The organism is Leisingera sp. MMG026, from assembly GCF_021654205.1.
Taxonomy (GTDB): domain Bacteria; phylum Pseudomonadota; class Alphaproteobacteria; order Rhodobacterales; family Rhodobacteraceae; genus Leisingera.
In genome coordinates, this window is the sequence record NZ_JAKFZM010000009.1 from 12,471 (window position 1) to 37,180 (window position 24,710).

At 66.0% G+C, this 24,710-nt stretch carries 17 protein-coding genes; 10 read left to right on the plus strand and 7 right to left on the minus strand.

Annotation, left to right across the window (positions count from 1 at the left end; all coding sequences use genetic code 11):
* Positions 1–4: 4 nt before the first annotated feature.
* The 3 genes from L1069_RS06560 to L1069_RS06570 all read right to left on the minus strand — a co-directional run bounded on the left by L1069_RS06560 (position 5) and on the right by L1069_RS06570 (position 4,759).
* Positions 5–1,219, minus strand: coding sequence for a type II secretion system F family protein (locus L1069_RS06560; RefSeq protein WP_237455119.1), 1,215 nt, complete (start codon positions 1,217–1,219; stop codon positions 5–7).
* Positions 1,216–2,688 carry a GspE/PulE family protein gene (locus L1069_RS06565; RefSeq protein WP_237455120.1) on the minus strand — a complete coding sequence of 491 codons (1,473 nt, stop codon included), beginning with the start codon at positions 2,686–2,688 and terminating at the stop codon, positions 1,216–1,218. Before L1069_RS06565 ends, L1069_RS06560 begins: the two co-directional genes overlap by 4 nt.
* Before the next feature lie 85 nt (positions 2,689–2,773).
* On the minus strand, positions 2,774–4,759 hold the full coding sequence (locus L1069_RS06570; RefSeq protein WP_237455121.1) for a secretin N-terminal domain-containing protein: 1,986 nt from the start codon (positions 4,757–4,759) through the stop codon (positions 2,774–2,776).
* 205 nt (positions 4,760–4,964) lie between these two features.
* Between L1069_RS06570 and L1069_RS06575 the strand changes: the two genes are divergently transcribed.
* A complete protein-coding gene (locus tag L1069_RS06575) occupies positions 4,965–6,206 on the plus strand; it encodes a glycosyltransferase family 4 protein (protein ID WP_237455122.1) in 1,242 nt (413 codons plus the stop codon).
* Positions 6,207–6,384: 178 nt separating this feature from the next.
* On the opposite strand, the gene L1069_RS06580 is transcribed toward L1069_RS06575, so the two are convergent.
* Complete coding sequence (locus L1069_RS06580) at positions 6,385–7,059, minus strand: response regulator transcription factor (protein ID WP_237455123.1); 675 nt, start codon at positions 7,057–7,059, stop codon at positions 6,385–6,387.
* 689 nt (positions 7,060–7,748) lie between these two features.
* Between L1069_RS06580 and L1069_RS06585 the strand changes: the two genes are divergently transcribed.
* The 6 genes from L1069_RS06585 (at position 7,749) to L1069_RS06610 (ending at position 16,035) form a co-directional block, all read left to right on the plus strand.
* Positions 7,749–8,834, plus strand: a complete 1,086-nt coding sequence (locus tag L1069_RS06585) for a helix-turn-helix transcriptional regulator (RefSeq protein ID WP_211037839.1) — start codon at positions 7,749–7,751, stop codon at positions 8,832–8,834.
* Positions 8,831–9,499 (plus strand): hypothetical protein, encoded by a 669-nt coding sequence (locus L1069_RS06590; protein ID WP_237455124.1) that lies wholly within the window; start codon positions 8,831–8,833, stop codon positions 9,497–9,499. Before L1069_RS06585 ends, L1069_RS06590 begins: the two co-directional genes overlap by 4 nt.
* Before the next feature lie 193 nt (positions 9,500–9,692).
* Positions 9,693–12,125: a calcium-binding protein gene (locus L1069_RS06595; RefSeq protein WP_237455125.1), complete on the plus strand. Its 2,433-nt coding sequence runs from the start codon at positions 9,693–9,695 to the stop codon at positions 12,123–12,125.
* A gap of 154 nt (positions 12,126–12,279) precedes the next feature.
* Entirely contained in the window at positions 12,280–14,073 is a 1,794-nt protein-coding gene (locus L1069_RS06600; RefSeq protein WP_237455126.1) for a type I secretion system permease/ATPase, read from the plus strand.
* Positions 14,070–15,488 carry an HlyD family type I secretion periplasmic adaptor subunit gene (locus L1069_RS06605; protein ID WP_237455127.1) on the plus strand — a complete coding sequence of 473 codons (1,419 nt, stop codon included), beginning with the start codon at positions 14,070–14,072 and terminating at the stop codon, positions 15,486–15,488. The genes L1069_RS06600 and L1069_RS06605 overlap by 4 nt, the downstream gene beginning before the upstream one ends.
* Before the next feature lie 328 nt (positions 15,489–15,816).
* Positions 15,817–16,035: a hypothetical protein gene (locus L1069_RS06610; protein ID WP_134831384.1), complete on the plus strand. Its 219-nt coding sequence runs from the start codon at positions 15,817–15,819 to the stop codon at positions 16,033–16,035.
* 398 nt (positions 16,036–16,433) lie between these two features.
* Here the strand turns inward: L1069_RS06610 and L1069_RS06615 are convergent, their stop codons facing one another.
* Complete coding sequence (locus tag L1069_RS06615) at positions 16,434–17,441, minus strand: replication initiator protein A (RefSeq protein WP_129373250.1); 1,008 nt, start codon at positions 17,439–17,441, stop codon at positions 16,434–16,436.
* Between the two features lie 481 nt (positions 17,442–17,922).
* Between L1069_RS06615 and L1069_RS06620 the strand changes: the two genes are divergently transcribed.
* Both L1069_RS06620 and L1069_RS06625 read left to right on the plus strand, forming a co-directional pair.
* A complete protein-coding gene (locus tag L1069_RS06620; protein ID WP_237455128.1) occupies positions 17,923–19,347 on the plus strand; it encodes an AAA family ATPase in 1,425 nt (474 codons plus the stop codon).
* A 65-nt stretch (positions 19,348–19,412) separates the two neighbouring features.
* Positions 19,413–20,543 carry a ParB N-terminal domain-containing protein gene (locus tag L1069_RS06625; RefSeq protein ID WP_237455129.1) on the plus strand — a complete coding sequence of 377 codons (1,131 nt, stop codon included), beginning with the start codon at positions 19,413–19,415 and terminating at the stop codon, positions 20,541–20,543.
* Between the two features lie 235 nt (positions 20,544–20,778).
* Here L1069_RS06625 and L1069_RS06630 read toward each other — a convergent pair whose 3' ends face one another.
* Both L1069_RS06630 and L1069_RS06635 read right to left on the minus strand, forming a co-directional pair.
* Entirely contained in the window at positions 20,779–22,107 is a 1,329-nt protein-coding gene (locus tag L1069_RS06630; protein ID WP_237455130.1) for a UDP-glucose/GDP-mannose dehydrogenase family protein, read from the minus strand.
* A gap of 376 nt (positions 22,108–22,483) precedes the next feature.
* Positions 22,484–23,485, minus strand: coding sequence for an NAD-dependent epimerase/dehydratase family protein (locus tag L1069_RS06635; RefSeq protein ID WP_237455131.1), 1,002 nt, complete (start codon positions 23,483–23,485; stop codon positions 22,484–22,486).
* 167 nt (positions 23,486–23,652) lie between these two features.
* On the opposite strand from L1069_RS06635, the gene L1069_RS06640 reads away from it, so the two are divergent.
* The gene (locus L1069_RS06640; protein WP_237455132.1) at positions 23,653–24,687 is read left to right on the plus strand and encodes a glycosyltransferase; all 1,035 of its coding nucleotides are present in this window, start codon (positions 23,653–23,655) and stop codon (positions 24,685–24,687) included.
* Positions 24,688–24,710: the final 23 nt, after the last annotated feature.

The following is a 24,710-nucleotide window of genomic DNA, read 5'->3' on the forward strand; positions in this document are numbered from 1 at the left end:
CGTCTCAGCCCGCAATCGCCGCCTGCAGATCAAAGACCGGCAACAGCACCGCCAGCACAATCACCAGCACCAGCCCGCCCACCAGCATCATCAGCACCGGTTCCAGCAGCGCGGCAATGCGCTTGCGCTCGGTCTGCAGCCGGTGTTCGGTCAGATCGGCGGCACGGCCGGTCATCCGGGCCAGCTGCACAGACACTTCGCCCGCACTGATCAGCTGCCGCGCCACCGGCGGCAGAAAGCTGAGCCGCCCCAGCGCCGCTGACAGGCTTTCGCCCTGGCGCACCGCCGCGGCCACGGCGCCGGCCTCGTCCTGGAACCGGGCGATCTCCAGCACTCCGGCGGCACTGCAGGCAGCACTCAGCACCGCATGGCGCGAGCCCAGAACCAGCGCCAGGGTGCGCATGTACTGCACCGCCTCGCCCAGCCGTGCCAGCCGCCCCAGCACCGGCAGCCGCAACAGGATCCGGTCCCGCAGGTGGCGCAGGCGCGGCACCCGCGGGACCGCCGCCAGAAAAACCGCCAGGGCAGCGGCCAGCACCGTCAGCACCGCCGCCTGATCCCTCAGAAAGTCCGAAACCGCCAGCACCGCCGCCGTCAGCGGCGGCAGCGGCCGGCCGGTCATTTCAAACATCGCCACGATTTCGGGCGCCACACTGGTCATCAGAATACCGCAGACCAGAACCGAGACCGCGGCCACAAACCCCGGATAGACCAGCGCGGTGGCAATCTGGGCGCGCCCTGTGTTCTGCTGCTCCAGATGCGCAGCCAGCCCGTCAAACACCGCCGCCAGCTCGCCGGCCTCCTCGCCGGCCCTGAGAGCGGCCAGGTAAAAGGGCGGAAATCCCGCGCCCGCATCCGCCAGCGCCTCCGACAGCGCCGCCCCGTCCAGCAAGGCCGCGCGCGCCTGCGCCGCCATTGCATCCAGCGCCGGATGGCCGCCCGCGCGCACCGCCTCGAGCGCTTCATCCACCGGCAGTTCAGCCGCCAGCATCACCGCCATCTGGCGGGTGAAAACCGCCTGCAGATCCGGGATCAGGCGGCGCTGGCGCCAGCGGCTGGCCGCTCTGTTGGACCCGCGGCGGCGCGCCTCAGAGAGGTCTGCGGGAAACAGATCCTGCGCCGCCAGCTGGGCGGCGGCATCTGCTTCGGTTTCCGCCACCACGGTGCCGCGCCGTTTGCGGCCGGCGCTGGTGTAGGCGGTATAGGCATAGGCCTTCATGTGTTGTCCCCGGCGACCCGCAGGGTTTCCTCCAGGCTGACCAGCCCGGCAGCAGCAGCCGTCAGCCCCTGCCCGGCCAGGCTGTCCTGCGGCCGCAAGGCAAGATCGCGCAACGCCGTCTCGCCGGCGCCTGCGTCAATGGCATTGCGCAGCGCCTCATCCACTTCGGCGATTTCAAAAATCCCCAGCCGCCCGGCATGGCCGCTGCCGCCGCAGGAGGCGCAGCTGCCGTTTCCCGCCTGATAAAGCCGCGCCGGCAGCGCCAGCCCGCAGCGGGAAAACAGGGCTGCCGCCTGTTCCCCAACCGGGGCCGGGCGGCGGCAGTCCTGGCACAGCCGCCGCAACAGCCGCTGCGCGATCACCCCGCGCAAAGTAGCGGCAATCAGGAAATTATCCGTCCCCAGATCGCGCAGCCGCACCACCGCGCCGGCAGTGCTGTTGGCATGCAGCGAGGAGAACACCAGATGCCCGGTCAGCGCCGCCTGCGCCGCGGTCGAGGCGGTCTCGGCATCCCGGATCTCGCCCACCAGGATCACATCCGGATCCTGGCGCAGGGTGGCGCGCAGGCCTGCGGCAAAGCTCATGCCGATGCCCGCGTTGATCTGGCTTTGCGAAATCCCCGGCAGATCGTATTCCACCGGGTCCTCGACGGTGACAATATTGCGCGACGCCCGGTCCGCCAGCTGCAGCAGCGAATACAGCGTAGTGGTCTTGCCCGCCCCGGTCGGCCCGGTGGCCAGGATGATGCCGTTCGGAAACCCCGCCAGCCGCTGCAGCAGCGCCTGCTGGCCTGCATTCAGCCCCAGGCCGTCCAGCGGCAGCAGACCGCTGGAACGGTCCAGGATCCGCAGCACGATGCGTTCGCCGTACTGGCCGGGCAGAGAGCTTACCCTGGTGTCGATCACCCGCCCGCCCAGCGACAGCGGGATGCGGCCGTCCTGCGGCAGCCGGGTCTCGGCAATGTCCAGACCCGCCATCACCTTAAGCCGCGACACCACCCGCCGCACCGGCACATCGCCGCGGTCCAGCACCGCTTGCAGCACCCCGTCGATGCGCATCCTGACCCTTAGCCCTGCCTCATGCGGCTCGATATGCAGATCCGAGGCACCGCTTTGCACCGCCCGGCGCAGCAGCTGGTTCACCAGCTGGATCACCGGCGCGTCGCCCGGCTCATCCAAGAGGTCGCGCTGGCGGCGGGCAAAGGCAGCCTCCTCAAGATCAAAGCTGAGATCCGCGCCGGCCTGTTCCGCCTCTGCCCCGGCCGGGCCGTCCTGATAGATGCGGGCCAGTGCTGCCTCAAACCCGGTCCGGTCCAGCTGCTCCACCGCCTCCAGCCGGGTGCCGGCCCCCAGCTGCCGCTGCGCCTCGCGCAGGCCCGTCTGGGTGGCGCCGGGTCCGGCCAGCAGGCGGATGCCGGCCGGGACCGTCTCCAGCAGCACCTGCTGGTCGCGGGCAAAGGCAAAAGGCAACCGCGGCGCAGGCCCCGTTCCGGACCGGCCCCCGGTCTCAGGCCTGTTCTCAGGCCCGTTCTCTGGCCCAGTCTCAGTTCCGGTCTCAGTTCTGGCCGTTGAAACGGAGGCGGCTGGGGAGCGGGGGATAGTTTCGGCGTTGTGCAACGTCATCAATGAATCCGGCATCAAAGGGCTGGTTCAGATCGGCGCCGTCAAACGGCAGCGCGCCGACCCGGGTTTGCGGGAACCGGCCGTCGTCCAGCGGCGCGATGGCGGCGCTGGCGTTCTGCGCCTTGCGCGACAGCTGGCGGGTGATCCGCCGTGCCTCGGCATCCGTGGCCACCACCTGCGGCCGCAGCAGCACCAGCAGCACCCGCTGGTCGCCGGTGGCATTCTTGCCGCGGAACAGCCCGCCCAGCAGCGGCAGTTTCGACAGGCCCGGCACCCGCTGGTCAACCGCGCCCGAACCGTTCTCCAGCAAGCCCCCCAGCATGATCACCGCCCCGTCGCTGACCAGCGCAGTGGTCGACAGCGACCGCCGCGAGGTGATCTCGCCGCCCGAGGACGCGGTGGCATTGGTCAGGTTGGACACCTCCTGCTTGATCAGCAGCCGCACGGTGCGGTCGGCATTGATCTGCGGCGTGACATTCAGGGTCAGGCCGACATCCTGGCGCTCGATGGTCTGGAACGGGTTTTCCACCGCACTGCCGCTCACGGTGGAGAAGCTGCCGGTGACAAAAGGCACATTCTGCGCCACCACGATCTCGGCCTCCTGATTGTTCAGGGTCAGGATCGACGGCGTTGACAGCAGCCGGGTGGAATTCACCGTGGTAATGGCGGTGAGCAGCCCGGCAATGCCGTCGCCGTCCTTCAGCCGGGCGGCGCCGATGACGCCGGCGGCGCCAACCTCCGGCGCCGCGCCGCTGCGGGCGGTGGAAATCAAATTGATCAGGCTGCTGCGCCCCGGCAGGGTGAACTGCACCCCGCCCACCAGCGCATCATTCAGCACCGCGCCGAATTGCACCGACAGATCCGACAGCCCCTGCACCGACATCTCAAAGATCACCGCCTCCACCAGCACCTGGGTGGGGCGGCGGTCCAGATAGCGCACCATCTGCACGATCTCATCAATCCGGTCCTGCGGCGCCGAGACCAGCAGCGTATTGGTCTGCGGCTCGGGCACAATGCGGACCGGTGTGCGGCCTGTCGTGTCGCCGCTGTCATTCAGCGTGCGCATCACCACATCGGCAATCGCCGCCGCATCGGCATAGTTCAGCCCGATGCTGCGCGCCACCACCCGGTCGCGCTGGGTATCAAGCTCGGCAGCCAGCACCCGCACCCGGTGGCGCAGCGCCTCGGAGCCGGAGACCACCAGCGCATTGGAACGCCGGTCGACGCTGATCGCCGCATCCTCCGGCAGGATCTGCATCGCCTGCACCACCTGCATCACATCCGCCGCCGCCGCGTTCTGCAGCCGGATAATTTCGACCGGCGTCTGTTTGCGCGGCTTGTCCAGGCTTTCGATCAGCCGCGCGATCCGTTCCAGATTGGCCCTGCGGTCCGACAGGATCAGCCGGTTCGACCCCGGCACCGCCGTCATCACCGCCTCGGCCGGCAACAGCGGGCGCACCACCTCGATCACCTCCTGCAGCGGGATCTCGCGCACCGGGATCACCCGCGTCTCAAAGCCCCCCGGCAGCCCCGCGCCGCCGCCCGAAGCCAGCTCCCGCGCTGCATTCATCGGCACAATCCGGTCAGCCCCCGCCCCTTCGATGAGGGTCAGCCGGTTCAGCTCCAGCACCGCCAGGAACACCTCATACAGATCCTCCGGCGACATCTGGTCCGGTGCCAGCACCGTCACCGTGCCGCGCGCATTGCCGTCCAGCACAAAGCTGCGGCCGGTGGCCTCCGAGACAATCTCGACAAAATTGCGCAGATCCGCATCGCGCAGATCCAGCGTCACCTGCGCTGCCGCAGGCCCGCCGGGCCAGGCGGCCAGAAACAGCAGCAGCATCATCGCCCGCACAGAGGCCGCCCCCCGCAAAATCAGCCCTGCTGCGGCCTGCCGCATCTGTGCCTGGTATATCATTGGCCCGCTCTCTGGTTCTGCGCCGCCGCTATCCCGGCGGCCGCCCTGCCTGTTCTGGCGTACCATAAGGCAAGCAGCAGCGAAACACACCGGTTTCTATGCGTTTTGCGGCGGCAGGCCTGCCGCATCTCCACCGCTGCCGCAGCGTGCCGTTCCCTGCAGCCTGCACTTGCATCCGGCGGCAGGGAACGGCAAGCATACACTCATGAAAATCCTGTTTGTGCATCAGAACATGCCCGGCCAGTACCGGGAGCTTGCGCCCTGGCTGGCGGCGCAAGGCGGCCATGAAATTGTCTTCCTCACCCAGCGCAAGGACGTGCAGCTGAAGGGGATCAGAACCGTCACCTACAAACCCTTCCGCAGTCCCGCCAAGGATGCCTTCGGCCTTTCCAAGGACTGGGAGGCGGCAGCGGGCGCCGGTCTGGGCGCGGCGCTGGCGGCGCGGCAGCTGCGCGATGCGGGGTTCACCCCCGACATCATCCTCGGCCACACCGGCTGGGGCGAATTGCTGTTCATCAAGGACGCCTACCCGGATGTGCCGGTGATCGGATTTTTTGAGTATTTCTACCGAACCTCCGGCGGGCTGGTGGGTTTTGATCCGGAAAATCCGGCCAACGACCAGGCCTATTTCTTTGCCGAGGCCCGCAACACGGTGCCTTATGCCAGCATCGAACTGGTTGATCAGGGCCATGTGCCCACTGCCTGGCAGCGCGACCGCTTCCCGGCCAGTTTCCACGACCGGATGTATCTGTGCCATGACGGCATCCGCACCGACAAGCTGGGACCGGACCCGGAGGCCACGGTTGGCCTGGGGCGGCTGGAGCGCCCGCTCAGCCGCGAAGACGAGGTGGTGACATATATTGCCCGCAACATGGAGCGCGCCCGCGGCTTTCACGTCATGATGCGGGCGCTGCCGCGGATCCAGGCGCAGCGCCCCAATGCGCGGGTGCTGATGATCGGCGGCAATGACACCTCATATGGCGCCGAAAGCAAACACCCCGGCGGCCTGCGCGGCGAGATGGAGGACGAGCTGGGCGATAGCGTCGACTGGAGCCGGGTGCATTTCCTCGGCAAGGTTCCCTATGACGACCTCACCCGGATCATCCAGATCAGCCGCTGCCATATCTATCTGACGATGCCCTTTGTGCTCAGCTGGTCCTTGCTGGAATCGATGGCGATGCAGGCCACGGTGGTGGCGGCGGATGTCGACCCGGTGCGCGAGGCGATCACCCATAATGAGACCGGCCTGCTGGTGGATTTCTTCTCGCCCGAAAAGCTCGCCGATCAGGTGGCGGACGTGCTGGCCAGCCCCGCGGATTATGCCCATATCGGCCCGGCGGCCCGCGCCCATGTGGTGGAGAAGTATGATTTTATGACCCGCTGCCTGCCGGAGCATATCGCCCGGATCAATGCGCTCGTGCCGGAGGCTCGGAGGATCAAGGTCTAGCCGCAGGCGCAGACCATGAAACCGCAGCCGGAGGCATGGAAACAGGCTCTAATACGGCCGCTTCCGGCCTGCTTTGCCCAACCGGCGCGACTGAGCGGACCCCAAGACTTTTCGAAAAGTCTTGGCAAAAGTTTTTGAAAACTTTTGCGCCCGCCCGGGGCGGTGCCGCCTGCCGCCGTCAGTGGCGGCGCAGGTCCGGTGCCTGCGGCGGCAGTTTCTCCGAGGCCCAAAGTGCGGCCTGGGTGCGGTTCTTGGCGCCGATCTTGCGGAAACAGGTGCGCAGATGCACTTTCACCGTGGCCTCGCAGATGCCCAGCTCATTGGCGATGCTCTTGTTGGTGGCGCCCTCGGTGAGCTTGGCCAGGATCAGCTGTTCGCGGTCCGACAGGCCATGTCCGCTATCAGGCCCGTTATTGAACCCGTTAGCGGACCCGTTGCGCCGCGGCTGCACCGTCATCCGGGCAGCAGCCTCTCCTGCTTCTGCCCCGGGCAGCACAATCCGGTAGCCGTCCTGCACCACCTGCAGCGCCGCAATCAGCGCATCGGCCGATTTGCGTTCCGGGATCACCGCCTCGGCATATTGGCTCAGCTCCGCCTGGACCTCAGGCGGGCATTGATCGCCGGTGATCAGGATCAGATAGGCCCCGCCTTTATGGGCGCGGAAGGCCCGCAGCTCCGTCTCCAGCGCCTCCCCGGCGCTATGGCTGTAGAACAGAACCAGGTCTTTTGCCGGCAGCGGCGGCAAATCCGCCAGGCTGCCGCAGCAGTGCCCGGTCTCATAGTCATGTGCTTCACAGATGGCCAGAAACATGTCCCTGAGAAGCCTGCTTTCCCCCACAATATGGACAGGCATCATTAAACTCCTTTACTCGTAACACCAGCCGGATCTTCATCCGGCCCCGTCCCTCCAGGAGCGCGCTTTTATGACTGCCTGCCCCCGCAGACGGCCCTTATTGCGATGCGCTGCCGCTCCCTGGAACACAGTCCGCCCGCCTGCTGCCCACTTGGCCCCGGCGGCGCTGTGCGCCGCCGTTTCCGGATCGTGATAAAAACAGAACATGCCCGCAAAAAACCTCTTGGGCCGGGCTGCGCAGACGGGCGTCCAAACACTTCTGATGCGCATTGCTGTGGATAAACCGTAGCGAAACCAGCCGAATTTGTTAAGAAACTTCCCCTCCCGGTACAGTGCTTTCCGGCGGGGCCGTGGCGGCGGTGGCGGCGAAATCCGCCTTATAATCTTGTTTTTCCACAGCTTCTGCCAAAACCCCCTTACGCCATTGGCAGTGTCCCCAATGGGGAAACGATGTGTTTCCAAGGTAGAATTCACAATTTAAGAGAATTTTTTCTACAATCAAAACAACCCTTGGTTACTCGAATCGACCTCTTCCACCGCAAAAAGCTACCCCCTTGGTGGTATTCTGCAGCCGCCGCCCGGCCCTGCCCGCCATCGTTCCGGCCTTTGGCGTACCCCCTCTGCCCGGTTTGACACAGCGGCCGGCGTGCTACCTTCAGGACATTCATTATGTCATGCCGGGGGGCAACATGGTTATGTTGAGTGCGTCCGTTGCGCAAACGGGCAAGGTATTGTTTTCCAAGTCACTTCAAAGGCAAATCTCTTCTCTGGCACGGCTGGCCCTGGTGCAGCCGGGGCATCGCAGCGCCCCGGTTCTGACCAGCGCCGCAGGCCTGGGCGAACCCTGCCCGGACACCGCCGCGGCGGCGCTGCGGCGCCAGTTGCAGCCGGGGGCCGCCAACGGCTTCCGGCCCCGGCGCGCAGGCGGGCCCGCAGCCCAGGCCCTGGCGGCGCGGCTGCCGGACCCGGAGCTGGCGGCGGATCTGGCCGCGGGCCGCGGCTGGACCCTGTTTTCCTGCAGCTTTGAGGACGGCAGCGAGGATCTGATCGCGCTGAAACTGGAAGGCGGCCCGCATGACGCCCATTGCAGCGACATCCTGCAGGCGATCTGGCCGGTGCTGCGCGAGGACAGTCTGCGCGAGCTGGCGGGCGAGACCCAGGCGGCGGTGACCAGCGCGCTGTTGTGGACCATTTCCAAGAAAACCGACAGTGCGGTGCTGGTGCTGGATGGCGAGGGCACGCTGCTGCATTGCAATGAATCGGGGCGCGACATGCTGGATGGCGGTGCTCTGCTCAGCGACGGCAGCGGCCGCCTCAGCTGCGCCAGCCCGGGCGAGACCGCGGGGTTTTATGCGGCGGTGGCCGAATGCGCCCGCAGCCAGCGCGGCGGCGGCGGCAGCTCGGGCCAGCACCCGCGCGAGCTGATCCTGTTCCTGGAGGAGCGCGACAGCGGCATGCGGCTGCCGGTGTCGCTGACCCGCTACCGCTGCGCCGGCGCCGACATGCCGCTGGTGGTGGCGATCCTGCCGCGCCAGCCCGACCGCACCCGGATCGAAATGCTGGCCCAGAAAATGGGGCTGTCGCCCTCCGAGGCGCGGGTGGCGGCGCTGATCCAGCTGGGGCTCAGCAACCGCGAGGCGGCGCATATCGCAGGCCTTAAGGAACAGACTTTCAACACCTATGCCAAGCGGGTGCTGGCCAAGCTGCAATCGGCGGGCCGCGCCGAGATGGCGCAGCGGCTGACCTGGCAGGCCTCATTGGGGAGAGCGTCATGAACAAGCTGACGCTTGACGCACCCGTGCAGGGGCCGCCCGCCCCGGCCGGCAGCCCCCGCCCCGCAGCTGCCGCCGCGCAGGACCGGCCCGCACAGGACCGGCCCGCAGCGGAACAGGCCAAAGCAGAGCAAGCCAAAGCAGAGCAAGCCGGGCCGGACACTGCAGGCAAGCCGGCCCAGCCGCCGCGGCTGAGTGCGGCAGTGCTGGCACAGATTGCCGCTGCCCTGCGCCAGGGCGGGCCCGACGGCGCGCCGCTGGCCGCACAGGCGGATCTGGTGGCCCTGCACAAGCGCATCGCCGAGATGTTCACCACTTTGAACGAGGGGCTGGGCGCGCAAGCGGCGCAAAAGGCCGCCGCCGACCGCGCCGCGCTGAGCGCCCGTATCGACCAGCTGGAGGATGCGGTGAACCGGATGGAAGGCGCGCTCAGGATCGAGTTTGAACCGGTGCTGAAATCGGCGCTGGCCGAGGCGCTGGCACAAACGGCGCCGCAGCCGCGCCGCCGCTGGCGCGGGAGGCTGGCGGCAGCGCTTCTGGCGGCGGCGGCGCTGGCGGCCGGCGCCTGGTGGCACACACCGCTGCAAGAGGCCGCGGCAGCGGCGGCGCAGATCGTGGACGGCTGGCTGGGCGGCGCGTTGGGCGGCTGGCTGGAAATGATCGGCTAAATCACTGATTCAGTCCCCATTTGGGGGCATCGCAGACCCGGCCTTTGCGCTGCAATAGACCCAGAAGGCAGCATCACGCCTTTCCCGCGCCGCCGCTGCTGCAACCGCAGCAGACCCCGGCGCAGGGGCACTGACCCAGGCAGCTGCTGCTGCCCTGCCCCGCACAGTACAGTTAATGAGGAGGACGTTTACCATGGGTATCGAAGACAGAACGCCAGACTGGGAAGTCTGCAACCCCGAATGCGACATCCGGTTCAGCGACAAGAAAACCGACCCGGACTACAATGACGGCACCACCGAAATCGGCGGCACCGACGGCAATGTGATCAACCTGAACGACCACGATGCCGGCGACAATGCCCGCGCCGGCGCCGGCGATGACGCGGTCTACGGCAATGAGCGCAACAACCGCATCGACGGCGAAAAAGGCCAGGACTATGTCGAAGGCCAGGATGGCGACGACCTGATCGAAGGCGGCACCGGCAATGACACCCTGTTCGGCGGCAATGCCGACGGCAAGGGCCATTACGTGCAGGTGATCACCGGCTATGAGACCAAGGTCAACCCGGACACTTGGGAAGAATACCAGGTGCCGATCTACGGCAAGAAATACATCGACGACGGCGACGACTGGATCGACGGTGAAGAAGGCTGGGATTACATCGACGGCGAAACCGGCAATGACACCCTGCTGGGCGGCGAGGACACCGACAGCGTCTTCGGCGGCAAGGGCGACGACCACATCTTCGGCGACGACGCCGATGGCAACTACAGCGCTTCCGACGGCGATGCCGGCGACTACCTTTACGGTGAGCTCGGCGACGATTGCATCGACGGCGAAGGCGGCGACGACTGGATGTGGGGCGACATGGGCCAGTCCGGCGAAACCGCCCAGGACGGCCATGACACCATGTACGGCCGCGACGGCGACGACCGGATGAACGGCCAGGGCGGCGACGACCGCATGTCAGGCGGCCTCGGCGACGACCTGGTGATCGGCGGCTCCGGCAACGACGAGATGTTCGGCGACGAACGCCAGTCGCAGAACGACGATCTTGATTTCGGCGCCGACAACGGCACCGGCAACAAGGACGAGCAGGTCGATGGCGACGACTGCATGCTGGGCGGTGACGGCAACGACACCATGGACGGCCAGGGCGGCGACGACAAAATGTTCGGTGAAGACGACGACGACCTGATGCAGGGCGGCCGCGGCAATGACCTGATGGATGGCGGCGCAGGCCGCGATGACGTCAACGGCGGTGCCGGCCACGACACCATGCGCGGCGGCTCCAACAACGACGTGCTGGAAGGCGGCGCCCAGGGCGACCTGATTTTCGGCGACCGCGGCAAAAATCTCGGCGCCGATGTCAAAGGCTACAAGATCGACTGGGACTGCTGCGACGAGGACGAAGTGCCGACCCAGGCCTCGCAGGGCCATGAAGGCGACGGGCTGAAAGAAGTCGCTTCCCCGGAATGCTACACCCCGAGAGACGGCGGTGAAGACGGCAATGACCGCATCCGCGGCGGTTCCGGCAACGACACCATGTTCGGTGAAGGCGGCAATGACGTCATCGTCGGCGGCCGCGGTGCCGACTACGGCTATGGCGGCGACGGCAATGACCGTCTCTACGGCGGCAAGGGCGGCGATCTGCTGCACGGCAACGACGGCGACGACTGGGTCCTCGGTAATGCCGGCCATGACCGGCTTTATGGCGATGACGGCAATGACACCATCAAAGGCGGCGACGATTCCGACAAAGCCTGGGGCGGTGACGGCGACGACAAGATCTTTGGCGATAGCGGCGACGACTTCCTTTATGGCAATGACGGCGACGACAAGATCTATGGCGGCACCGGCAATGACGTGGCCCATGGCGGCGACGGCAATGACACCATCAAAGGCAACGACGGTGACGACTTCCTTGACGGCAATGACGGCAACGACAGGGTCATCGGCGGCTCCGGCAAGGATGTGCTGCAGGGCGGCGAGGGCAAAGACACCCTGGGCGGCGGAAGCGACCGTGACTGCCTCTTTGGCGAGAACGGCAACGATCTGCTCAATGGCGGCAAGGGGGCTGACTTCCTTGACGGCGGCGAGGGCGATGACCGGCTGTTCGGCGGCAAGGGCGATTACAACGACTTCCTGAAAGGCGGCGCTGGCGATGACGACCTGACCGGCGGCGACGGCAAGGATGTCTTTATCATCGACCTGACCTGGGATGGCGCTACCTTTGCCTCCATGGATGGCACCGACACCATCCACGACTTCGACATCGACCAGGACCACGACGTGCTTCTGTTCCGTGTCACCAATGTGGGCGGCGGCCTTGGCACCTCGGCGCAGGATGCCTTCGGCGCCCTGGACGGCGGCGGTGCCACCGTGACCGACGACGGTACCGACACCAGCATCAGCGCTGGCGGCGCCACGGTGAACATCCTCGGCCTGACCGGCAACGAGGCACCGTTCACCTCGCTGGGACAGGACGCCATCCCGATCGGCGGCGTCGGCATCAACGCGGTGACCACCGGTGATGCGGGCTCCTATGAAGCGATCCGGGTGCTGACCTCTGACACCGGCTTTGACGACAGCTACGACAACATTTGGGGTCCCACAGCCGTCTGAGCCTTAGGAACGGCGGATCCGGGGGCAACCCCGGGCCCGCCCAGCCCTGGTTCAGGACAGCGATTTGGTCCCCGGCCAAGGATTGCATCCTTGGACCAGGGCGCTGTTCTCCAGATTTTATAGCTTCAATTCGTGCAGCCGGGGGGCTACGACAATGAAGATAAGACGGGTATTTGATGGTCAGCGGGGCGTGCTTGCCGCCATTTTCACGGCAAGCATTTTTGTAAACCTCCTTGTCCTGACAGCGCCGCTTTATATGCTGCAACTGTTTGCCCGGGTCATGGCCTCGGGCAGCATTCCAACCTTGATTGCTTTGACCACCGGCGCAGCCATTGCGCTGGTGTTCTTTTTTCTCTTTGACATGATCCGCCAGCGCCTGGTGGCGCGGCTTGGCTCCCGGCTTGAGGCGCGGCTCAGCCCGCTGGTGCTGGACGGCATGATCAGCGGCCGGATGCCGCCTGCGCTGCGCCAGGCGGAACCGATCCGCGACATTCAGGAGCTGCGCGGCTTTGTCACCAGCCCGGTGTTCCTGGCGCTCTTGGACGCGCCCTGGTCGGTGATTTTCCTGATGCTGATCTTCATGTTCAGCCCGATCCTGGGCCTGGTGGCGCTGACCGGTATCGCGCTGCTGTTCATCCTGGGCCTGCTCAGCGAAATAATGGCCCGCAAACCCTTGGAGGAGGCCGGCAAACAAGCCTCTGAGACCAATGCCGCAGTGGGTGAGATGATGGCCAATGCCGGCCTCATCCATGCCATGGGCAAGACCGCGCCGCTGATCAAGCGCTGGCAGCTCAAGGCGTTCTCGGCGCTGGTGTTCAACACCTTGGCCACCGACCGGATGGCGCTGATGACCTCGCTGGCCAAGGCGGTGCGGATGGGGCTGCAGATCGCGGTTCTGGGCACCGGCGTGGTGCTGGTGATCAACAACCAGCTGACACCGGGGCTGATGATTGCCTCCTCAATCCTCTTGGGCCGTGCCGCAGCACCGGTGGAACAGTCGATTGCCGGCTGGCGCGGCTTTCTGAAGGCGCGCAGCGCGCATGGGCGGCTGAACATGTTCCTCGCCCATCTGGGCGCCGCGCCGGAACGGCTGACCCTGCCCGAACCCGAAGGCCGGCTGTCGGTGGAAAACGCCACCGTGGTGCTGCCGGGGCGGCCCGATCCGCTGCTCCTGGACATCAGCCTCGAGCTGAAGCCGGGCCAGTCGCTGGGCCTCATTGGCCCGTCTGGTGCGGGCAAGACCACATTGGCCCATGCGCTGGCAGGCTTGCAGCCGCTGGTGCGCGGCCATATCCGTATCGACGATGCCGCCCTCACCGATTGGGATCCGGCGCAGATCGGCCAGCATATCGGCTTCCTGCCGCAGCGGGTCGAGCTGTTCCAGGGCACGGTGGCGGAAAACATCGCCCTCCTCGACCCTGCGGCCAGGCCGTCGGATGTGGTGGCCGCGGCCAAGCTGGCGCAGGTGCACGGGATGATCCTGTCCCTGCCCGGCGGCTACAACGCCGAGGTCGGCCCGCGCGGCGAGTTCCTGTCGGCAGGCCAGCGCCAGCGCATCGGTCTTGCGCGCGCCTTTTTCGGCGACCGCAAGCTGATCATCCTGGATGAGCCGAACGCCAATCTCGACCCCGAGGGCGAAGAGGCGCTGGCCGCCGCCATTGAGGAAGCCTGCGCCCGCGGCGCCGCGGTGGTGGCGGTGACCCACCGGCTCAGCCTGCTGCGCCGGGTCAGCCATGCGGCGCTGCTGCAAGAGGGCCGCATCGCCCGCTTCGGCGAGGCCCGCCATGTGATCGAGGCAGCAGCCCAGCCGCTGGCCCGCGCCCAGGCCGCCCAGGCCCAGGACGACCCTAAGATCGCCCCCTTCCGCCACCGCAACGCCGAAGGCGGGCAGGCAAAACCGGCAGACGATCCCCGGAGCGGCCCCAGCAATGAAGGAGCAAGCGCATGAGCCTGGTCGAACATGAGGACCGCAGCCCGGCGCCGCAGCCCGGCAGTGCTGCCGCCAACAGCGGCTTCCGCGACCTGATGCCCGCGGGCAGCAGCCAGGATGTGCCGCTGCCGCAGCGGCCGCCGACACGGGTGCGGCGGCTGGTGCTGTGGATGGCGGTTTGCGGCTTCGGGCTGTTCGGCGGGCTGGTGTTCTGGGCCGCCAAGGCGGAACTGACCAGCGCGGTGGTGGCCTCCGGCGCCTTCAACGTGGCCGGCGACCGGCTGGCGGTACAGCACCTGGAGGGCGGCATTTTGCGCGAACTGAATGTGGCCGAGGGCACCCGGGTGGCCAAGGGCCAGGTGGTGGCCCGGCTTGACGGCCGCCGCATCCAGGCGCAGCTGGCGATCCTGAACGGCCAGCTGGCCAGCCTCTTGGCGCAGCAGGCGCGGCTGCAGGCGGAACGCGCAGGCCGCGATGTGCTGCAGCCGGGGCCGGAGCTGGCCCGGCTCACTGCCCAGGCGCCGGAACTGGCGCAGCTGGTGGCGCTGCAGCAGGATCTGCTCACCTCCAACCGGGCGCTGTACCAGGGCCAGATGGACATCCTTGAGGGCCGCGTCAGCCAGCTGGAGGATCAGCTGGGGGGCCGCGATGCCCGCATCCGCGCCACCGAAGAACAGCTGGCGCTGGTGCAGGGCGAACTGGCCGATCTGACTGCGCTGTTTGAAAAAGGCCTGGTGCCGAAAACCCGCATCGGCCAGCGGCAGATGCAGCAAAGCGGCCTTCTGGGCACCCTTGGCGCGCTGGAAAGCGACCGCGGCAATGTGCTGGAGCGGATCGGCGAGACCGAAGAGCGGCGGCTGCAGGCCGGGCGCGACCGGGCGGCGCGGCTGGCAGCGCAAAGCCAGGACGTGCAGGAGCAGCTGCTGGACCTGCGCCAGCGCCTGGACGCCGCAAGAGACGTGGCCGAGCGCCAGATCATCCGCGCGCCGCGCGATGGCCGGGTGGTGGGGCTTTCCATCAACACCCTGGGCCAGGTGGTCGATCCAGGCCAGACCATTCTGGAGCTGATGCCCGAGGATGCGGGCCTGCTGGTGGAAACACGGGTGGCGGTGGCGGATATCGACGAGGTCTCGATGGGCAGCCAGGCGCGGGTGCAATTGACCGCCTACAGCTTCCGCAGCACGCCGCCGGTCAGCGGCGAAGTGGTGATGGTGGCGGCGGGCAGCAGCACCGACCGGGCCACCGGCGAATCCTACTACCCGGTGCATATCCGCATTGCCGAGGCGGATCTGGCCGCCCTGCCCAATGTGAAGGCGCTGCCCGGCATGCCGGCCCAGGCGATGATCGAAACCGGCCGCCAGACGCTGGCCGATTACCTGATCAGCCCGGTGCTCTCCAGCATGTCGCAGGCCTTGAAAGAAGGCAGCGGCTAGCGCCGCGCCGCAAGAACGGAAGGCCGCGGCCCCGGGGGGAGGCCCGCAGCCTGTCCGGGCCCGCTTCAGCCGTCAGGGCTGAGGCGGGCCTGTTAATGTTTGCCGTCTGCCCCGTTTCCCGGCTTCCCTACCCGGCCCCCTTCCCGGCGCCGCGCTCTGCGGCCTCCCCCGGACAGATACCCTGACCCATGGGGGCCGGGGATACCCCTCCGCACCCCGCGCCTATCCTTTGGTGCAGCCGGCAACCGGCTCTGCCCATGCTAGAAAAGGGTCAACGCAAACACGCACCGCCCCGGCCCCCCCGGACGCACCGCAAGGAGACAAGCCCATGACCCTGATCAGCACCCTCACCGGCCTCATCGCAAGCCTGGCAGCCGTGGCCGCAGGTTTCCTCCTGGGTCTGCCGCTGCTGGCCCTGGCCATTCTCTACCCGGTGGCCGGCGTGATGGGCTGCATCGCCAGCCAATGGGCGCTGGAACAGCGCGAGCGCCTGGCAGCCGCCGGCCCGCAGCTGTCCTATTACAGCCCCCAGGCCTACTTCGGATAACCCGCGCGCCCCGATGCACCGTCCCGGCCGGACCCGCCTCCCCCCGGGCGGGACCCGGTTGGGCCCGGCCTGCCGCTCCCCCGGTTTCAGGTTTCCCCTCCCCCTCCTCCGCTGAGGCCCGGAACCGGGGGTCGCGCTGCTGCAGTTTTGCAAGCCCGCATCCCGCAAACACCCCGCCGGAAATAAGGCCGATCCGGACCAAATGTTTCGCGCGCGAAACATTTGGTCAATCATACTGACCTATCTGATAGCGGCATATTCCGCCTTTCCACGGAAAGGCGAAGGCCTGCGGCGCGGGTATTTGGAACCAGAAAGAAGCGGCAGGGACAGCAAAGCCGGCCTGCTTCTTTCTGGTTCCAAATACCCGGGTTCCCCGGCAGCCCGGGGCGCGGCAGCGGCTACTGCGCGGCGCGTTTGCGGACCCAGCCCAGAAACGCCGCATCCGGCACACGCAGACGCGGCGCGCCGGAACGCAGCCACATGGCGCGCCACTCGGCCTCCAGCGCATAGGCGTCGGCGCCGGGGATCAGCGCGCGCGCCTCCTCCAGCGTCTGCGGCTTCAGGCTGGGCGCATTCAGCACCGCCTCGGTCACCGCCCCCTTCTGGGAGAAACGGATCAAATCGCCCTCCAGCTCCTCCAGCGCGTAATCCGGCAAGGGCTGGGCCGTGATCATGTCGCGGATCATCTTGCGGAACACCCGGCGCGGTGACGCCGACCCGGATTTCTTCAGAAGCGTCTCCACCGAAACCTGCCAGCTGTTCTGGCGGCCGCAATGCTTGCGCGCCAGCTCATAGATCCGCCGCTCCAGGGGTTTGCGGAGGCGGAAATAATCGCGGCTCAGCGTCAGCACCGATTTCGACAGGACCGCCCGGTACAGCCAGTCGCTGAGCGTCACCGCCACGCTGACCATCTTGCCGCCGCGCGCTTTGCGGACAATCTCCCATTTCTCAATCAGGCCAAAGCCCGTCGTGACCTCCTGGCCGCCGGTGACGATATTGGTGGTGATGCGGGTGCCCGCGAGCCGTTCAAACGCCTCGCGCAGGCGCCGGTAAGCGTCACCGCTGGTTTCACGGTTGGTGGCAATCAGCAGGTCATGCGCTTTCAGATGCAAGGTCCGGCTCACCTGGCGGCCGGCATTCAGCGCCGCCATCAGCTGGCTGATGCAGAAGATCAGAATGTCCTTGTCGTGGATTGTCGCCAGCCCTTTGACCGAAGGCACCACGGTGATCTCGGCGCCATTGTGCTGGTAGTTCAGAATGCGCCGGTCCGGCCTGGTGCCCAGCGAGAACAGCGGATGCTCCATCGACGCCAGATCGTTTTTGGGGATCGCCCCGAAGATATCGCAAAGGAAAAAATCCCCCTGCCCCTCTGGCGGAATCCCCGCCGCTGTCAGCTCTGCTGCCATCTGCCTGCCCGTAATCTGCTCTGCCGGCCGCCGGATTTCTGCGAATCCTGTGCGGCTGTTTTATCGTGGTTTTGATTACGCTCACCCTAGGGTTATCCACAAGCCGCGGCAACGGGGGTTCGGAATCGCATTGTCGGGGGTTCGGAGTCGTTTGATCGGGGTTTCAGAGTCGCTGCCCCGGAAAAAACCTGCCCGATCGCCAATGAAAAAAGGGCTTTGCGCAGCTGCCTGCCTGCCTATAACTAATAAATAACTCATAATTAACAGGGCAGATTTTTTTGACAGCCCTGAACAGCCGCCGCTGAACCCGCCGCAACTGTTGAATTTGCTTAGAAAAATCAGGGGAGATGCGCATTCTGCTTCCATGTGCGGTGTTTTCTGGTATCATGTCAAAAAGGCAGCACATCAGGCTGCAGGGCAGCAAACAGCAGCATTCCACACCGGCAGGGCCGCAAGGCCCGCACACAGCAGGCAGATCCTCATGGCGCGAGATATCCACAGGAAAGACCTTCCCCGGGCAAGCAGCAGCCTGCCCCCCTATTTCAGCATTGATCCCGATGCCGCCCTGGCGGATCTTGATGCCCCGGCCAGCACCGCAGGCTTTGCCGAGATCGCTGCCGCCTGCGCCCAAGGGCGCGCCGATCTGGCCAGCCGCGGCATGAACGAGGAGGGGCGCAAAGAGCTGCGTCTGTTCTCGACCTGGGAAATCACCCGCTATCTGATCCCGGTCGCCCAGGCCCATTTCCGCCGGGTGCTGAAGGCCAACCCCGATCTGCCCCAGGGCCGCTCGGAGACCGAAGGCGGCGCCAAATGGTTCACCCTGGACGAGGTACTGCGCTTGCGGGCGCATTTCGGAAGCCAGGGATCAAAAGCCAAGGAATACATCCCCTACCGCCCCGAAGGGCTGCCCGCCAAGATGGTCGCGGTGGCGAACTTCAAGGGCGGGGTCGGCAAGACCTCCACCGCGGCGCATCTGGCGATGTCGGCCGCACTCGACGGCTACAAGGTGCTGGTGATTGATCTGGACAGCCAGGGCTCGATGACCTCGATCTTCGGCGGCCGGGTTGAGGATGAATGGCAGACCGCCTTCCCGCTGCTGGCGCGCCATTACGGCGAGCATCTGCGCATGGAAAACCAGCGCCGCCTGGATCGCGGCGATGCCCCCCAGCCGCTGGACGAAGCGCTGGATGCGGCGATGGAGATGACCGCTAGGGACGTGATCCAGGACACCCACTGGCCGAACATCGACCTCATTGGCGCGCAGCTCAATCTGTATTGGGCGGAATTCCAGATCCCGGTCTGGCGGATGGCGGCGCGCAGCTGGAAGCTGTGGGATGCGCTGACCGAACGGCTGGAGGCGGACGGGGTGCTGGAGCAATACGATGTGATCTTCATCGACACGCCCCCGGCGCTTGGCTACCTTACCATCAACGGGCTGTCGGCGGCCGATATCCTGCTGGTGCCGATGGGGGCGTCGTTCCTGGAATTCGATTCCACCGGCCGCTTCTTTGACATGCTGCATTCGACCTTTGCCTCGATCGAGGAGGGCGAGAACCTGGCGGCCCGTGCGCTTGGCCGGCCGGGCCTCAGCTTTGAATGGGATGCGGTGCGCACCGTGATCACCCGCTACGACAGCGCCCAGCAGGGCGAGCTGGCGGCCCTGATGCAGGCCTATATGGGCCGGGTGCTGTCCCCGCATAAGCAGGATTACACCGCGCTGATCGGTCAAGCGGGTGAGCAGGTCAGCGGCATCTACGAGGCCGACTACCGCGACTTCAACCGCGAGACCTATGCGAGAGGCCGCGAAACCTTTGATGAAACCTATGCCGCCTTCAAGAAGCTCTTGATCGGGGTCTGGCGGCGCGAGGCGTTGCAGGAACAGCAGGATCAGCGCGCGGCGGGCTAAGGCCCTAACAAGGACTTTCCGGCAGGATAGCAGCCCGGAGACAAGAAGACAGGTCAGGACAGAACATGGCAAAACGCAAACGGCTTTCCCCGGCGCAGACCGGTTACCTGACGGCGGCGCCTGCGGGCAAACCGGCGCTTGGCACCGCGTCCAGTGTGGGGGCGGCGCCGATTGCCCAGGTCGCCTCGGATGCCTCGGCCCAGGCGGCGCTGCAGGAGCTGTCCGGGGTTCTGGAAACGGCGCGTGCCAAGGGGCTGATGATCGAAGAGCTGCCGCTGGCGGCGATTGATGAGAACCACCTGGTGCGCGACCGGATTGAGCAGGACGAGGAAGAGCTGCAGGCGTTGATGGCATCGCTGCGGGCCCGCGGCCAGCAGACCCCGGCGGAAGTGGTGCCGCTGGAGGATACATTTGGCGGCCGCACCCACGGTCTGATCTCCGGCTGGCGCCGCCTGACGGCCCTGCGCAGACTCTATGAAGAAACATCAGACCCTAAGTTTGCCACGATCAAGGCGCTGGTGATCAAGCCCGGCAGCGCCGAAGCCTCTTATGTGGCGATGGTCGAAGAAAACGAGATCCGGGTGAACCTATCCCATTATGAGCGCGCCCGCATCGCCGTGCGCGCCTGCAAGGAGGGTGTCTTCACCCGCCGCAAATACGCGCTGCAGGCGCTGTTCGGCAATGCCACCCGCACCAAACGCTCCAAGATCGGCAGCTTTGTCACCCTGGTCGAAGCACTCGATGCGGTGCTGTTCTACCCCACCGCCATCAGCGAAAAGCTGGGCCTGGCGCTGGTGCGCGCGATCGAGGCGGACGAAGGCTTTGCCGCCCGCGCCACCCAGGCGCTGCAGGCCGCGGACCGCTCCAGCCCCGAGGCAGAGCTGGACGTGCTGATGCGTCTTGCGGAAGGGGATGCGCCGGCGCAAACGCCCTTGTTAGACACTGATACCTCCCCTGCCCCGGCCTATGAAACCCCGCCCGCCCCATCCGCGCCGGTGCCGCCGCTGGTCAGCCGCCCGCGGGTGCGCGGGGCTTATGATTGGGACGCCGCCCAGCCCGGCGAGCGGATTTCCCTGCCCGCGCCCAAAGGGGTGACCCTGGGCTATACTCCTAGCGAACAGAAGATTGAGATCAGCGGGTCCGGCGTCAACGCTGCCCTGGCCGAGGCACTGCAGGCCTGGCTGAAAAAACTCTGATCAGAGTCTGCAGGCTTTCATCTTTCCCAGGGCTCCGCCCGTTTGAAAGCGAAACCGTCCCCCGGACGGTTTCCAGGAAGCTTTCTCACCCCCCGCCGGAGGCCAAGGGCTTTTCAAAGGAAAAGCCCTTTTCAGGCTCTGGTCATGCCCTGAAACTTGAGAAAACGCGCGGCTGAATTAGGTCAGTACGGTTGACCAAATGTTTCGCGCGCGAAACATTTGGTCCGAACCGGATCTATCCCGGAGCGCCGTTCAGCTGGCCGCGCCCCACCGCCACATAACTCTCAAAACCGGCCCGTTTGGCGGATTTGGATGAGTAGATATTGCGCAGATCTGCCATCCGCGGCACCTCCATTTTGCGCGCCAGCTTCTTCAGATCCAGGGCGCGGAACTCGTTCCATTCGGTCAGCAGCACCACCAGATCGGCGTTTTGCGCCGCCTTATAGGGGTCCTCTTCCCATTTGACGCCGGGCAGCAATGCTTCGCCCTCGGCGCGGCCCTGCGGGTCCACCACCCGCACCCGTGCGCCGCCGCCGACCAGGGCCGGCACGATGGTCAGACTGGGCGCATCGCGCATGTCATCGGTGTTGGGTTTGAAGGTGACGCCCAGCACCGCCACGGTCTTGCCGTTGAAGGACCCGCCGCAGATGTCGCGCAGCTTTTCGACCATCCGCGCCTTCACCTCGTCATTGACCCGCATCACCGTCTCGGTGATCCGCATCGGAAAGCCATGGTCCTGGCCGATCCGCGCCAGGGCGGCAGTGTCCTTGGGAAAACACGAGCCGCCATAGCCGGGGCCCGCATGCAGGAATTTGTTGCCGATGCGGCCGTCAAAGCCGATACCGCGGGAGACTTCCTTGACGTCCGCGCCGACCCGCTCGCACAGGCCCGCCACTTCGTTGATGAAAGTGATCTTGGCGGCCAGGAATGCATTGGCGGCGTATTTGATCATCTCTGCCGATTCCAGATCGGTGGACAGGACCGGGTAGTCGCGCAGGTAAAGCGGCCGGTAGATTTCTGCCATCACCTCGGCTGCGCGGTCGTTCTGCACCCCGACCACCACCCGGTCGGGTTTCATGAAATCCTCGATCGCCGCGCCTTCGCGCAGGAATTCAGGATTGGAGGCGACGTCGAACTCCGCCTGCGGATTGGCCTTGGCAATTACCTGTTTCACCTGCCGGTTGGTGCCCACCGGCACGGTGGATTTGGTCACCACCACTGCATAGCCGGTGAGTGCTGCGGCGATCTCTTCGGCGGCGGCCATCACATAGGTGAGATCGGCATGGCCGTCGCCGCGCCGGGTCGGGGTGCCGACGGCGATGAACACCGCCTCGGCGCCCGCCACCGCCGCCGCCAGATCGGAGGTGAAGCTGAGCCGCCCGGCGGCCACGTTCTTCTCCATCAGCTGGTCCAGCCCCGGCTCGTAGATCGGCACTTCGCCGCCCTGCAGCCGGGCGATCTTGCCCGCGTCCTTGTCGACGCAGATCACATCATGGCCGAAATCCGAAAAACAAACGCCGGACACCAAGCCGACATAGCCGGTGCCAATCATTGCAATACGCATGGAATGCCCTTTTCCCAATCCCCGTCCGGCCGCTTGGCTGCAGCCATTGTTATGAGTTTAGAGGAATATACAGCGCCGGACAGGGCGCAAGCCGGTTTTTGTGCTGCCGTTGCTGAAGATGAAAAGAGTGGGTCCGATACGGACCAAATGTTTCGCGCGCGAAACATTTGGTCAATCATGCTGACCTAATTGCGGGCGGTGAAATCCGCCTTTCCCTAGAAAGGCGGAGGCCTGCGGCGCGGGTATTGGGGACCAGAAAGAAACAGTGGGGGAGAGGACAGCAGCTGGCTTCTTTCTGGTCCTAAATACCCAAATCCGCCGGTTGTCCCGGGGCGCGGCACAGGCATTCTGCAATGCAGGTGCAAAAGGCGGGGGGTCAGATGCGGTAATAGTCCCGGTACCAGGCAGCAAAACGGGCGACGCCCTCGGCAACGCCGACTTGGGGCTGATAGCCGGTCAGCGTGCTCAGCAGGCTGGTATCGGCCCAGGTGGCGGGCACGTCTCCGGCCTGCATCTCCAGCATGTTTTTCTGCGCTTCAATGCCAAGCGCCGTCTCAAGCGCCGCGATATAGTTCATCAGCGGCGTCGGCTTGCTGGCGCCGATATTGACCACCCGGAACGGCGCCACCGGGCTGAGACTGTCCTGCTGCGACACCGGTTCGGCACCCGGCACCGCCGCGATCAGCCCGGTGATGCCGGTGACCAGATCGTCGATATAGGTGAAGTCGCGGCTCATGCGGCCGTGGTTGTAGACGTCGATCGGCAGGCCTGCCAGCATCGCCTTGGTGAATTTGAACAGCGCCATGTCGGGCCGGCCCCAGGGGCCGTAGACGGTGAAAAACCGGAACATGGTGACGGGCAGGGCGTAGAGATGGGCATAGGAATGCGCCATCGACTCATTGGCCTTTTTGGTGGCGGCATAAAAGGACATCTGGTGGTCGGTCTGCTGGCGTTCTTCAAACGGCATTTCAGTGTTGGCGCCGTAAGCCGAGGAGGTGGAGGCCATCAGCAAGTGCTTGGGCGGATGGGCGCGGGCGGCTTCCAAAAGCTCAAAGCTGCCGATCAGATTGGCCTCCAAGTAGTCGCGCGGCGCGTCAATGGAATGGCGCACCCCGGCCTGGGCGGCCAGGTGGATCACCGCATCCGGTTTGTGCTCCTCAAACAGGCCCATCAGCCGGCCGGGGTCTTCCAGCCTGCCGATGACGGGCGTGAAGCCCGGGGGCTGCGCCAGCATCGCATGGCGGCGCTGTTTCAGCGTCACGTCGTAATAGGTCGACAGGCAATCCAGCCCGATGACCCGCCAGCCTGCCGCCAGCAGCCGCGCTGCCAGGTGATATCCGATGAAGCCGGCCGAACCGGTGATGAGAGCTGTTTGCATGGCTCTTAGGTGGCGGCTTCCTGCCGTTCTGTCAAACGCTTTGCCCGAGGGAACGGCGGCGGAAAGCCGGGGGCAGGCGGTAAAGGATTTGACAGTGCCAGGGATTTATGAGCTTTCGGGGCCGCATAAGCGGCATCAGATTCCATCAGACAGGCAAGGAGCCCCGGGTGAGCACGGCAGAAGTAATCGGCACCGGGAAACCGGCAGCGGCACAGGCCCTGGAAACCGTTCCGGCAGGCGCCGGGCGGCTGGTGGCGGTGGTGGTGACTCACAACCGGCTGGACAAGCTCAAGGCGACGGTGGCGCGGCTGCTGGAGAGCCCCGCGCATGAGCTGGCGGCGCTGGTGGTGGCCGACAATGCCTCGACCGACGGCACCGCCGAGTGGCTGGCGGCGCAAGGCGACCCGCGGCTGGATATCTGCACCAGCACTGAAAACCGCGGCGGCGCCGGCGGCTTTGAGATGGGCATGCGCCGGGCGATGGAGCAGCACGCGGCGGATTGGCTGGTGGTGATGGATGATGATGCCTGTCCTGCACCCGGCGCCCTTGCCGCCTTTCATGCCCGGCCCCGGCCGCTGGACACGGCGCTGGCGGCGGCGGTTTATTTCCCCGGCGGGCAGATCTGCGAGATGAACCGGCCCTCGGTGAACCCGTTCTGGAACCCCTCGGTCTTTCTGCGCACGCTGCTGAAAGCGCGCAACGGCTATCACATTCCCTATACGGCCTATGAGGCACCGGCCCCGATGCCCATTGATCTCACCTCCTTTGTCGGGCTGTTCCTGCCGCGGCGGATGGTGGAAGCGGCGGGCTATCCGGATCCGGGGCTGTTTCTGTACGGCGACGATGTGATTTACACGCTGGGGCTGCGGCGGCGCGGCGAGACGATCCTGTTCGACCCGGAGCTGCGGTTTGAGCATGACTGCTCGACGTTTCAGAATGACCGGCACCGGGTGTTCCGCCCGTTGTGGAAAGTCTACTACGCTTACCGCAACGGGCTGATGATGTACCGCAAGGCAGCCGGCCTGCTGTTCTGGCCGCTGCTTTTGGTGGTGCTGCTGAAATGGCGGCTGACCGCGCGCCGCTATGGCGCAGGCCAGCGGGCCGCCTATCTGCGGCTGCTGCGCCACGCGGCCTGGGACGGGGTGCGGGGCAGGACCGGCCGCTCCCATGCCCGGGTGCTGGAGCTGGCGGGCGAAGACTGATCTGCGCCCTGGCCGCCTGTCTC